The 12,883-nt window shown below is 32.8% G+C and carries 9 protein-coding genes and 1 tRNA gene; 4 read left to right on the top strand and 6 right to left on the bottom strand.

Features of this window, described 5'->3' with window-relative positions:
- Positions 1-10 precede the first annotated feature (10 nt).
- A complete protein-coding gene (locus CW733_RS14525; RefSeq protein ID WP_100998865.1) occupies positions 11-1,306 on the bottom strand; it encodes a c-type cytochrome in 1,296 nt (431 codons plus the stop codon).
- 212 nt (positions 1,307-1,518) lie between these two features.
- Here CW733_RS14525 and CW733_RS14520 point away from each other — a divergent pair, with 212 nt between their 5' ends.
- Positions 1,519-1,911: an SPOR domain-containing protein gene (locus CW733_RS14520; RefSeq protein ID WP_100997932.1), complete on the top strand. Its 393-nt coding sequence runs from the start codon at positions 1,519-1,521 to the stop codon at positions 1,909-1,911.
- A 405-nt stretch (positions 1,912-2,316) separates the two neighbouring features.
- Here the strand turns inward: CW733_RS14520 and infB are convergent, their stop codons facing one another.
- From infB to rimP, 3 genes are read right to left on the bottom strand one after another with little or no spacing between them, the layout of a single operon-like run.
- A complete protein-coding gene (gene infB / locus CW733_RS14515; RefSeq protein WP_100997930.1) occupies positions 2,317-5,103 on the bottom strand; it encodes a translation initiation factor IF-2 in 2,787 nt (928 codons plus the stop codon).
- 35 nt (positions 5,104-5,138) lie between these two features.
- Positions 5,139-6,371, bottom strand: coding sequence for a transcription termination factor NusA (gene nusA, locus CW733_RS14510; protein ID WP_100997928.1), 1,233 nt, complete (start codon positions 6,369-6,371; stop codon positions 5,139-5,141).
- 12 nt (positions 6,372-6,383) lie between these two features.
- Positions 6,384-6,845, bottom strand: a complete 462-nt coding sequence (rimP, locus tag CW733_RS14505; protein ID WP_100997926.1) for a ribosome assembly cofactor RimP — start codon at positions 6,843-6,845, stop codon at positions 6,384-6,386.
- A 305-nt stretch (positions 6,846-7,150) separates the two neighbouring features.
- Here rimP and CW733_RS14500 point away from each other — a divergent pair, with 305 nt between their 5' ends.
- Positions 7,151-7,972: a universal stress protein gene (locus CW733_RS14500; protein ID WP_100997924.1), complete on the top strand. Its 822-nt coding sequence runs from the start codon at positions 7,151-7,153 to the stop codon at positions 7,970-7,972.
- Positions 7,973-8,152: 180 nt separating this feature from the next.
- Here the strand turns inward: CW733_RS14500 and CW733_RS14495 are convergent.
- Positions 8,153-8,225 (bottom strand) — tRNA-Gln (locus CW733_RS14495).
- 208 nt (positions 8,226-8,433) lie between these two features.
- Between CW733_RS14495 and CW733_RS14490 the strand changes: the two genes are divergently transcribed.
- Together CW733_RS14490 and CW733_RS14485 are read left to right on the top strand one after the other, a co-directional pair.
- Positions 8,434-11,925: a DUF2723 domain-containing protein gene (locus tag CW733_RS14490; RefSeq protein WP_100997923.1), complete on the top strand. Its 3,492-nt coding sequence runs from the start codon at positions 8,434-8,436 to the stop codon at positions 11,923-11,925.
- 2 nt (positions 11,926-11,927) lie between these two features.
- Entirely contained in the window at positions 11,928-12,581 is a 654-nt protein-coding gene (locus CW733_RS14485) for a polysaccharide deacetylase family protein (RefSeq protein ID WP_100997922.1), read from the top strand.
- Here CW733_RS14485 and CW733_RS14480 read toward each other — a convergent pair.
- Positions 12,578-12,874 (bottom strand): co-chaperone YbbN, encoded by a 297-nt coding sequence (locus CW733_RS14480; protein ID WP_100997921.1) that lies wholly within the window; start codon positions 12,872-12,874, stop codon positions 12,578-12,580. The two genes, CW733_RS14485 and CW733_RS14480, sit on opposite strands and share 4 nt — an antisense overlap.
- Positions 12,875-12,883 lie beyond the last annotated feature (9 nt).

Genomic DNA, 12,883 nt, shown 5'->3' with positions numbered 1-12,883 from the left:
TATTCTATAGTTAGTAATGACACTTACCACATTCTAATCCACCCATCTGAGCTGCTGTCAACTCCTCAACACCATATTTTTTAGATAGTTGATTGTGAATTTTAGTATAGTATTCATTGTCTTTCACGTTTACATTTGTTTCTCTGTGACAGTTAATACACCAACCCATTGTTAATGGAGCAAATTGATACATAACTTCCATTTCTTCAACTGGACCATGACATGTTTGACATTCTACACCTGCAACAGACACGTGTTGTGAATGATTAAAGTAAGCAAAGTCTGGCAAGTTATGAATTCGTGTCCATTTTACTGGACTCGTTTCACCTGTATATTTTTGTTCTCCGTCATTCCAACCAACAGCTTTGTATAGTTTTTTGATTTCGGAATTATAGTCTACACCATACTCAGCCAATCCTTCAGATTGTGTCTCTGGAGCAACTTCGTATATTGATTTATGACAATTCATACATACATTTAAAGAAGGAATCCCTGATGTTTTACTTACTCTTGCTGAAGAGTGACAGTATTTACAATCGATCCCATTATCTCCTGCATGTATTCTATGTGAATAATGAATTTCTTGAACTGGTTCGTAACCTTGATTAACACCAACTTGCATAAAGTAACCATATACAAAGTAAGCCGAAGCTAATAGGAAGAATATTGCAGTAACTAACACTAAGAATTGGTTTTCTGCAAATGCTTTCCAGATTGGCGTACTTTTTGGCTTTTCTGCAAAAGCAAGACCTTTTTCATCTGCAAAACGACGTAAAGTTTTATTTACTAAAAATAATGCTCCTGCTAATAAGGCGAATAATAATGCTAATGCTCCAAGAATTAATCCGTTTGAAGACGCGTCGTTAGAAGGATTAACTCCTACAGATTGACCAGGAATCACTACTGGCGCTGGAGCTTCAGCAGCCGTGTAAGCCAAAATATTATCGAGATCAGCATCTGCTAATTGCGGAAAAGCAGTCATTGCAGTACCATTATACTCGTTATAAATCTTGTTTGCATAAGCATCTCCAGATTTAACCATGCCAGCACTGTTTTTAATCCATGCGTATATCCATGCTTTATCAAGACCTTCGTCTTCTGCTAAACGATTCTCAACATTACGTAATGCTGGACCTGTCATTTTCTTATCTAATTTATGACAAGAAGCACAGTTAGCATTAAACAATGCTTTACCTGCTGCAACATCTCCATCTTGAGCAGAAAGAGTAGTAGAAAACGCTATTAAAAAAATTAAGCAAAAATGAAGAATATTAAGGCCTAATTTGCGGTGAATCACCTGTTTCATATTATTGATTGAATTTACTTCTAAACTTTGGTACGATTTTTTCATCTATATCTAAAAATACAGTTATAAAAAACTTAGGCAAAAGTAATACTTAAAGTCCATTTTTGAAATCTTAACGAAGTCTTAATTTATAATTTAGAAAAATTCTAAATAAGAAAAAGCCGTTTTCTTTCGTTTAATACTTTTACATTTGCATCAAATATATATTAAATATGAACATTAAATCACTTAAAATCCTTTGTTTATCATTAGGCTTAACGTTTTCAAGCTGTATCGTTTTAGCTCAACAAGGAACTGTTATTGTAAATCAAGATCCTGAGATTACAGCTTTATTAAAGTTAAAAAAACAAATAAATAACGAAGATGAAGATAGTGATCGTTATAAAATTCAGATTTATTCTGGCTCAAGAGCTAAAGCTGAAAGTACAGAAAATAGTTTTGATGGCGCTTATAATTCTTGGTCTTCAAAATTGGTATACGAAACACCAAACTACAAAATTTGGGTTGGTAGTTTTAGAACAAGACTAGAAGCTGACAAAGCATTAAAGAAAATAAAAAATAAGTTTCCAAGCGCTTTTATTTTTAAGCCGAAGAAGAGGACTTAAGATGGTATTAAAGTAGATGTTTATAATTTAATATTCATATTTCCAAAACGAAGTGTTTTTAGAGTATAAAAATATAAAAAACTGTTTTCAATTACTTGAAAGCGGTTTTTTGTTTCTATAAATTTAGAGATTATTTGACTTAGTTTTTATTACAATAACCAATTATTAAAATTAGAATTAAGGCTATAGGGTTATATATTAAACACAATGGTTTTTTTGTGTTTTCTTCAAACAGATGTTTCTCAAATCAAATTCTAAAACTACAGAATTGAAAAGTTAAAAAAACATTGAAACTAACAAAATTACGTTAATAGAAAAGCCGTTTTCAATTACTTGAAAACGGCTTTTCGTTTTATAAATTATTCACTTTGCTCTGAATGATAAAGCAAAATAGTTTAAATCTTATTATTTAAGCTTCTTCTTAACTTCTACTTCATGGAAAGCTTCTATTACATCGCCTTCTTTAATGTCGTTGTAATTTTTAACTTGCATACCACAATCGTATCCTTTACCAACTTCTTTAACATCATCTTTAAATCGTTTTAAAGAATCTAATTCGCCTGTGTAAACTACAACTCCGTCACGTATTAAACGTATTTGAGAGTTTCTGTAAATTTTACCATTCATTACCATACAACCTGCAATACTTCCAATTTTAGTAACCTTAAAGATTTCTCTAATTTCTGCAGTACCAGTAATTTCTTCTTTAAGCTCTGGAGATAACATACCTTCCATTGCATCTTTAAGATCATTAATAGCATCGTATATAATTGAGTAAGTTCTAATATCGACTTCTTCTCTATCTGCAATAACTCTTGCATTTCCAACAGGACGCACATTAAACCCGATAATAATCGCATCTGAAGCAGTTGCTAATAATACATCACTTTCTGTAATAGCTCCAACACCTTTATGTAAGATATTTACTTGAATTTCTTCAGTAGAAAGTTTCTGGAAAGAGTCTGTTAACGCCTCAACAGAACCATCAACATCACCTTTAAGAATAATATTTAATTCTTTAAATGTACCTAATGCGATACGACGACCAATTTCTGCAAGTGTTAATGTTTTAGTAGTACGAACATCTTGCTCACGTTGTAACTGCATACGTTTTGTTGCAATTTGCTTCGCTTCACGCTCATCTGCAAATACATTAAATTTATCACCAGCTTGTGGTGCGCCATCTAATCCTAATATTGATACAGGAGTAGAAGGACCAGCAGATAGAACATCATGTCCACGTTCATCTTGCATTGCTTTAATCTTACCACTGTTTTTACCTGCTAATACATAGTCACCTACTTTAAGTGTTCCTGCTTGAACTAATATTGTTGACACATAACCACGACCTTTGTCTAAGAATGCTTCAACTACTGTTCCTATTGCTGGTTTATTTGGGTTTGCCTTAAGCTCTAATAATTCTGCTTCTAGCAATACTTTTTCTAATAATTCTTTTACACCAGTTCCTACTTTTGCTGAAATATCATGAGATTGAATTTTCCCTCCCCAATCTTCAACTAAAAGATTCATTTGTGCTAAACCTTCTTTAATCTTTTCAGGATTAGCGTCTGGCTTATCTATTTTGTTAATTGCAAATACAATTGGGACTCCTGCTGCTTGAGCATGAGAAATTGCTTCTTTTGTTTGCGGCATGATGTCATCATCTGCTGCTGCTACAATAATTGCAATATCTGTTACTTGAGCACCACGTGCACGCATGGCTGTAAAGGCCTCGTGACCTGGAGTATCTAAAAATGCGATTTTTTGACCATTTTCTAATTCTACACCATATGCTCCAATATGTTGTGTTATTCCACCAGACTCTCCTGCGATTACGTTTTCTTGACGAATGTAATCTAGAAGTGATGTTTTACCATGATCTACGTGTCCCATTACTGTTACAATAGGTGCGCGTTCAACTAAATCTTCGGGCTTATCCTCTACTTCAACAATTGAATCCTCAATATCTGCTGTTATAAACTCTACTTTATATCCAAATTCTTCAGCTACGATAGTTAATGTTTCAGCATCTAAGCGCTGATTCATTGTCACCATCATACCAAGAGACATACATGCTGAGATAATTTGAGTGACCTGTACATCCATCATCGTAGCAACTTCGCTTGAAGTAACAAACTCTGTTACTTTAAGAATTTTGCTTTCTGCTGCTTCGATTTGCTCATCGATTTCAGTCTGCTCTCTATGCTTATCTCTTTTATCTCTTCTATTTTTAGCTCCTCTACCTTTGTTAGATTTTCCTTGTAATTTTTCAAGTGTTTCTCTTACTTGTTTTTTCACATCCTCCTCAGTAGGTTCCGCTTTTACGATAGGAGCACGACGACCTTGTCCAGGTTTCCCTTTAAATCTATCGTTTCCACCACGAGTATTCCCTCCTCGGTTACCTGTTGTACTTGGTCTATTATCACCTGGCTTAGAGATACGACGACGCTTTTTCTTGTTAGCATCATCACCTTTTTTAACAACCTCTTTCTTTTTCTTAGGCTTATTAAATTGAGATAAATCAATCTTTTCACCTGCTATTTTAGGTCCAGATAATTTTTGATATTTTGTTTCTACTGTTTCTGGCTCATTACTTACCTCTGCAGGAGCAACTTCTTCAGTAGAAGTTTCTTTATCAGTTTTTTTAGTATCTGCTTTAGGAGTTTCTACTTTTGGAGCTTCAACTTTATTAGGCGTAGATTCTTTTTTAGCTTCAGTTTTAACTGGAGTTTTAGTTTCTGTTTTTTCTTCCTTTTTAGGAGCTTCGACTTTAACCTCTTTAACTTCCTTTTCTTCTACTTTAGGCGCTTTCTTTTTAGGATCTAAATCGATTTTACCAACTTTTTTAGGTCCAGCAAGTATTTTAGCCGCTTTAACAACTTCCTCTGCTTTAGCTTTGGCTATTGCTGCTTTGGCATCCTCTTCTTTTCGCTTAGCTTCTAATTCTTGCTCACGTTTAACACGTAAATCTTCCTTTTCTTTAAGCTTAGCTTCACTAACAGCTTGAGACTTTACCTTCTTACCAGCATCTGTTTGAAATTCATCTGAAAGCACCTTGTAAGTTGCTTCAGAAATTTTCGTAGTCGGACGCTTCTCTACCTCGACACCTTTGGAATCTAAAAATTCCACAGCGCGATCTAGAGAGATGTTAAGCTCACGTAGTACCTTATTTAATCTAATCGTTTCAGCCATAAATTGCCTTTACCTTAATTTTACTCAAATATATGTTAATCTTCGAATTCTTCCTTAAGAATTCTTATAACATCTAATATTGTTTCTTCTTCTAAGTCTGTTCTTTTTACTAAATCTGCAACATCTTGTTCTAAAATACTTTTTGCTGTATCTAAACCTGCTTTGCTAAATTCTTTAATTACCCAGCCTTCTATTTCATCAGTGAATTCTCTTAATTCAACATCTTCTTCTGCACCTTCTCTAAATACATCAATCTCGTATCCCGTAAGTTGCCCAGCTAAACGGATATTGTGACCTCCACGACCAATAGCTTTACTTACCTCTTCTGGTTTTAAGATAGCCTCTGCACGTTTATTTTCTTCATCAATTTTTATTGATGTTACACGTGCTGGGCTTAATGCTCTTGTAATGTATAATTGCAAGTTACTAGTATAGTTAATTACATCTATATTCTCATTTCCTAATTCGCGAACAATACCATGAATTCTAGAACCTTTCATACCAACACAAGCTCCAACAGGATCAATTCTATCATCGTAAGAATCTACAGCTACTTTAGCCTTTTCTCCTGGAATTCTTACTACGTTTTTAATAGTAATTAAACCATCGAATACTTCAGGTATTTCAGATTCAAATAATTTTTCTAAAAACTTAGGTGACGTACGCGACATAATAATCGCAGGCTTGTTACCTTTAAGCTCAACGCTATCAATAATACCTCTTACATTGTCTCCTTTACGGAAAAAATCTGATGGTATCTGCTTGTCTTTTGGTAATATTATTTCGTTCCCTTCGTCATCTAATAAAATAACTGCTCTGTGACGAATATGATGAACCTCTGCTGTATATAAACTTCCTTCAAGCTCTTTAAAGTGCTTAAAGATGTTAGTATTATCGTGTTCGTGAATTTTAGAAATTAAATTTTGACGTAATGCTAAAATAGCACGACGACCAAGGTCTATAAGCTTAACCTCTTGCGAAACATCTTCACCAACTTCAAAATCTGGTTCAATCTTTCTAGCAGCTGTTAAAGAAATCTCTTGATTTGGCTCTTCTACTTCTCCATCTGCAACTACAATTCTATTTCTCCAAATCTCTAAATCTCCTTTATCTGGATTTATAATAATATCGAAGTTATCATCATCACCAAACTTCTTCTTTAATGCATTTCTAAAAACATCCTCTAAAATTGCCATTAGCGTAACACGATCGATTAATTTATCGTCTTTAAACTCTGAAAATGACTCAATTAACGCTATATTTTCCATTATTCTACTGAATTAAAATTTTATCACAACTTTTGCTTCTACAATATCGTTGAAAGCTATTTTTGCTTTTTTCTGAACCGTTACTTTACCTTTTCCAACAGGTTTTGGCTCTCTAGCTTTCCATGTCAACTCTATACCTTCATCTGAAACATTTATTAACTCTGCTTCAATATTTTCGGTTTGTGTTCTTACTTCTAACGTTCTACCAACGTTTCTTTTAAATTGTCTTGGCAGTGTTAAAGGCGCAGCTGCTCCAGCTGAAGCTACTTCTAAAGAAAAATCATATTCCTCTCTATCTATATTATGCTCGATTGCTCTACTAATAAAGATACAATCTTCTACTTTCACACCATTATCTCCATCGATAATTATGTTTATTGCTTGCTCGCCAGAAATAGTGAAATCGATTAAATACAAATCGGCTCTCTCCTCCAAGGCATCGTTCAATAAATCTGTTACTGTGGTGTTAAACATTTTTAAGTATAAAAAGAGCGGACTTTTCGTCCGCTCACATTCATTATTTCTTACAACGCTGCAAATATACATAGTTTTTATTAATTTTCATAGAAAACTAAAGCAGACTTTTACTTTTGCTAAAAAAAACCGCTTTTATGTGCTAAATTTTCTAGTATACTGCGATTCTATTTCATTAAAATAAAATATCCTATTACCTCCTTAAAGGCAAAGGTTTTAACTAAAATCTGTAAAATATTATAGTCTAGGTTTTTAAAAGTCCTTTTTTTTTATTAGATTTAAGTACTTCTTAAACACAACTAATTATGAAAAAAATTCTTGTTCCGACTGACTTTTCTACAGAAGCAGAAAACGCTATTAAAGTAGCTGCACAGCTGTCTAAAAAACACAATTGTGAGCTTATTTTGCTCCACATGTTAGATTTACCTTTAACGCACATTAGTAAAGAAGCTCCAGCTGATTTACCAGAAGCCGTTTACTTTATGAAACTTGCCCACAAGCAATTTGAAGATGTTATGTCTAAAGACTATTTAAATGACATTACCGTAACAGAAATGGTAGATTTTCATGATATTTCTACAGGAATTTTAGAAACTTGTAAATCTCATGATATCGATTTAATAGTTATGGGATCTCATGGTTCTAGCGGACTTAAAGAAATGTTTATTGGCTCTAATGCTGAAAAAATAGTGCGTACATCTGAAAAACCTGTTCTAGTAATTAAAAACGAGCACGACGATTTTAATATTGAAGAGTTTGTTTTTGCTTCAGATTTTGAAAACGACAATAGAGAAACCTATAAACAAGCTGCAAAACTAGCTGAAGCTTTTAATGCGAAAATTCATTTGCTTATGGTAAATACTGTTGCTAATTTTAAAACAACAGCACGTGCTAAAGTGAAAATTCAAGAATTTATTGAAGGTACAAATTTCACAAACTACACCACAAATATATATAATGATGAAACTGTAGAAAAAGGTATTCTAAACTTTTCGCACATTATTGATGCAGATCTTATAGGTATTAGCACACATGGAAGGCAAGGTATTGCTCATTTTTTAAACGGAAGCCTAAGTGAAGACCTTGTAAACCATGCAAAAAGACCTGTTATTACGTTTAAGATTTAATTATAAAATATCAACATAATATTATTAACCTCCTGAATACTCCTTTTCAAAACAACCTAAGGAAGCGAGTCTATTATGTTTTTACTGTTAACAAACACCAGTAAAAATTACAAACACCAAGTTAAAAAAACATCTAAAACCAAAAAATCCTAACACATAAAATGCGTTAGGATTACTTTGTTGGCCCACTAGGTCTCGAACCTAGACTCTTCAGTACCAAAAACTGACGTGTTACCAGTTACACCATAGGCCAATATTCTGTAACAGGTTGCAAATTTAAAACAAAGTTTTATTTGCGCAAGTATTTTAAGGTAAAATAATTTTTATTTTTCATCTTTTTTTTTAAAACATAGTTAACAAACTAATAATGAAGCATTATTACTAAAATTTCTTAGGAAAATTTTATCATTCTATTTTCATATTTATTAGTAAATTCGCCTAAAATTAAACAAATCACGTGTATGACGTCTTCAAATTTTAAAAAATGGAACAATATCTTAGGATGGTTCGCTTTTTTAATTGCTTTAATAACTTACAGTTTAACAGTAGAACCAACAGTTAGTTATTGGGATGCTGGTGAGTATATTTTAACCTCTGCAAAGCTTCAGGTTGGTCATCCACCAGGAGCTCCTTTATTCCAAATGCTAGGTGCCTTTTTCTCAACATTCGCCATGTCTCCAGAAAACATTGGACTTATGCTTAATATGTTGAGCGCTGTTTCTAGTGCATTTACTATTTTGTTTATGTTTTGGAGTATTTCATTATTGCTTCAAAAAATGATTTCTTCTGAAGAATTTACCACCTCTAAATCCTATGCTATTCTAGGAAGCGCTTTAGTTGGTAGTTTAACGTTTACATTTACAGACTCTTTTTGGTTTAACGCTGTTGAAACCGAAGTGTATGCAATGGCAACTTTATTAATGGCTATTTTATTTTACTGCGCTTTACGTTGGGATTTCGATATGCACAACCCTAGAGGCAATCGTTGGTTAATTCTTATTGCATTTATTATTGGGCTCTCTTTTGGTGTACACTTTATGGGATTATTAACCATTCCTGCAATTGGGTTAATTTATTACTTTAAAAATTACAATACGGTAACTATTAAAAATTTTATAATTGCTAACGTAGTTTCGGTTGCTGTTCTATTATTCATTTTTAAATTACTAGCTCCAAATATTTTAAGATTCTTTAGTGTATTGGAAATTTTCTTTGTTAACACTATTGGTTTACCTTTTAACTCTGGATCAATAATCGCAGGAATTTTATTGGTAGCTGCAATTTATTTCAGCTTAAAATACACAAAAGAAAAAGGATATAGACATATTAATACCGGAATTCTATGTATAACTTTTGTTGTTATTGGTTTCTCTTCTTGGCTTATGCTACCTATTCGTGCAAATGCAGATGTGGTAATTAATGAAAATAATCCGTCGAGTGCTAGAGAGCTTTTAGCTTACTATAATTTAGAGCAATACCCAAAAACACACTTGTTTTACGGCCCATTATTTACAGATCAATATGCTTCACTAAACGGCAATAAAGAAGATGCTTATACTGATGACAAGCCTAAATACGAAAAAAATTTAGAGCAAGGGAAATATGTAATTGTTAACGATTACAAAGATGCTGTACAGAATTATAATTACGATCATGCTGCACTTTTACCAAGAATGTGGAGTGGTGAACATGCAGAAAACTATATGTTATTTTCAGGTTTTCTAGATTACACTGTAAAGGAGAAATTTAATGTTGATCCGTTTACTCATAAAAAAATTGCTGCTTTTATTGAGAAATACCAACAAGATCAATTAACAGAGCGAGAGTATGATGAATTCATGTCTCTTTATGGCGATAAGTTAAATGTCGCTATGAGTCCAAGTATTCAAAAAGATGTCGCTTTTATAAACCAATTTAAAAATGAAGTTGCCCAAGGAAATGTTGATTACGAAGGCTACCATAGGTTTTTAAAACAGTATGGTCAAGAATATTTAGATATTGAAAAACCTTCTTTTTTAAGCACTACAACATATTTATTTCAATACCAATTAGGCTACATGTATTGGCGTTATTTTATGTGGAATTTCACAGGACGACAAGACGATATTCAAGGTGAATATAATAATCATGGTAATTGGATAAGTGGTATTGACTTTGTAGATGAGATGCATTTAGGTCAGTCTCAAGATAATTTACCAAGCGACGTAAAAAATAATAAAGCTAGAAACACTTACTTTTTTCTTCCGTTAATTTTAGGACTAATTGGGTTGTTTTTCTTATTTAATAAAGACAAGAAAACATTTTGGGTACTTTTGGTATTCTTCCTATTTACAGGAATCGCGATACAAGTATACACCAACGTAAGACCTTTTGAACCTCGTGAACGTGACTACTCAGTGGTTGGTTCGTTTTACGTTTTTGCTATTTGGATAGGCTTTAGTGTTTATGGTATTTTCGAATTCTTTAAAAACAAAGTAAAAGGCACCGCATTACCATTAGCAATTACTGGACTATGCTTACTAATAGCTCCTTTAGTTTTAGCCGTAAATAATTGGGATGACCATGACAGATCTGGAAAATATACTGCCTTATCTATGGCTAAAAAATATCTAGATTCTTGTGGTGAAAACGCCATTCTATTCTCCATTGGAGATAACGATACGTTTGCACTATGGTATGCTCAAGAAATTGAAAACTATAGAACAGATGTTCGTGTTGTAAATACTAGTTTATTTCAAACAGATTGGTATATAGACCAAATGAAGCGGAAAGCTTATGAGAGTGATCCTGTGCCATCGCAATTAACACACGATCAATACAAATATGGTACACGAGATTATATAATGAAACGTACCTATTATCAAGATCCTAAAACCGACGAAATAAGACCAACATTTAGTCGCGATACTTTATTAATTAAAGAGTTTTTAGATTTTGTTTCTAGCGATAATCCTAAAACAAAATTTAAGCGTATTATCCAATTACAGGATGAAGATGTGACTCAATATCCTTCACAATTACTAAACACTAACTATTTTCCAGTAGAAAATATCCGTATTCCTGTTAATAAAGAAAACGCTATTAAATATGGTATCGTTAAGGAAAAGGATGCCGATTCTATAGTTGATTTTATAGATATTAAAATTGAAGAAAGTGCTATTTACAAACAACGTTTATTAATGCTAGACATAGTTGGAAATAACGATTGGAAACGCCCTATTTACTTTACAGGCGGTGCTTTTGGAGAAGACGATTATATATGGATGAAAGACTACCTTCAACTTGATGGAATGGTTTACAAACTCGTACCAATAAAAACACCAACAGATCGTGCGAATCCTTTTGATATGGGACGTGTAGATAGTGATTTTATGTACGACAAAGTTAAAGCTTGGGATTGGGGAAATAGTGGTAGTGACGACATTTACCATGATCCAGAAACTCGTAAAAACTCTATTACTTACAGAGGAAACCTTGCGCGTTTAATGGAGAAATTAATTCAAGAAAAGAAATTAGATAAAGCTGAAAACATAGCAGACATTGCTATGGAAAATATGCCAGTAGATAAATTTGGATATTATACTTTACTAGAACCTTACATAATTGGTTACTACGAAGTTGGCTCTAAAGATAAAGCAAGACAATTATTTAAAGATGTTGCTGTAAAATACCAAGAAAATTTAACATATTACAGTGAATTATCTCGTGCTAACCAAATGAAAAATGCACAAGAAATCTTTACAGACATAGAGCGCTATAGAGCTCTTATTGTTGTTTTAGTAAAATACGATGAAGATTTCGCTGAAAAAGAGTTTATGACCTTTGATAATTACCAAAACTTATTTGAGAAAATATTTCCAAGTGAAAGACCTCAACTAAAAGAGGAACGCGATATCAATAGAGATAGTAGTATTCCTACTATCGAACCAATTAAAGCAGAAACAGAAGAGTAAACATGCAATTTATTCCTGCTAAAATACCGCAATTTATAAAACGAATATTCCCAAACTATGTTTGGGATTTTTCGTCTAAAGACAAAGTTTTATATCTTACTTTCGATGATGGTCCAACACCCGAAATCACCCAGTGGACGCTAAACACACTTAAGCAATACAATGCTAAAGCTACTTTTTTTTGTATTGGAAATAATGTAGCCAAAAACCCTGAACTATTTCACGCTGTTTTAAAGGAAGGACATAGTATTGGAAACCACACACAAGATCATGTTAAGGGTTGGAAAACTTCAACAAAAAAATATTTAGAAAACGTTACTGAAGCTGAAACTATAATTAACAAGAAATTAGAAAGCAGCCAAGTAAAACTTAGCTTATTTAGACCTCCTTTTGGCCAATTAAATAATAGCCAAGGCAAAGCTATAATACAATTAGGTTATAAAATAATTATGTGGAGTGTTGTCGCTTTCGATTGGGAACAAAAAATACCGAAAGAACAATGCTTAAAAAATGTAATTAATAAAGCTTCAACTAAAAACAACATAATAGTGTTTCATGATAGTATTAAAGCATCAAGAAATATGAAATATGCGCTTCCAAAAGTATTAGAGCATTTTAGTAAAAAGGGTTATGTTTTTAAGGCAATCACAGTTTAAACAAAATCTTGAACCAAAGCTATTAAAGTCTTTGCATTTTGTTCTCCACTTTGTCGCCATTTCATTTCTCCATCTTTATAAATAATTAAAGTTGGTAAATTTTTAACTCGTAAAGCTTCAGATAGCTCTTTGTTTTTATCCACGTCGATCTTAATAACTCTAGCTTTATCACCTAGTGCAGCTGCAACATCTCGTAATACAGGATGCATAGCTGTTGATTCTTCATTCCATTCTGTAAAAAAATCTAGTAAAACTGGAATTTCTACATCGATTAATTCTCCAAATTTTGACATTTCTTAATG

It is taken from the genome of Lacinutrix sp. Bg11-31 (assembly GCF_002831665.1).
Taxonomy (GTDB): domain Bacteria; phylum Bacteroidota; class Bacteroidia; order Flavobacteriales; family Flavobacteriaceae; genus Lacinutrix.
The sequence above is the reverse complement of the archived record's forward strand: the minus strand, read 5'-3'. Positions and strand labels throughout refer to the sequence as shown.

Excerpts from the sequence above, each read along its gene's own strand:
- CW733_RS14525 (WP_100998865.1), bottom strand. The coding sequence starts at position 1,306 with ATGAAACAGGTGATTCACCGCAAATTAGGCCTTAATATTCTTCATTTT.
- CW733_RS14520 (WP_100997932.1), top strand. The coding sequence starts at position 1,519 with ATGAACATTAAATCACTTAAAATCCTTTGTTTATCATTAGGCTTAACG.
- infB (WP_100997930.1), bottom strand. The coding sequence starts at position 5,103 with ATGGCTGAAACGATTAGATTAAATAAGGTACTACGTGAGCTTAACATC.
- nusA (WP_100997928.1), bottom strand. The coding sequence starts at position 6,371 with ATGGAAAATATAGCGTTAATTGAGTCATTTTCAGAGTTTAAAGACGAT.
- rimP (WP_100997926.1), bottom strand. The coding sequence starts at position 6,845 with ATGTTTAACACCACAGTAACAGATTTATTGAACGATGCCTTGGAGGAG.
- CW733_RS14500 (WP_100997924.1), top strand. The coding sequence starts at position 7,151 with ATGAAAAAAATTCTTGTTCCGACTGACTTTTCTACAGAAGCAGAAAAC.
- CW733_RS14490 (WP_100997923.1), top strand. The coding sequence starts at position 8,434 with ATGACGTCTTCAAATTTTAAAAAATGGAACAATATCTTAGGATGGTTC.
- CW733_RS14485 (WP_100997922.1), top strand. The coding sequence starts at position 11,928 with ATGCAATTTATTCCTGCTAAAATACCGCAATTTATAAAACGAATATTC.
- CW733_RS14480 (WP_100997921.1), bottom strand. The coding sequence starts at position 12,874 with ATGTCAAAATTTGGAGAATTAATCGATGTAGAAATTCCAGTTTTACTA.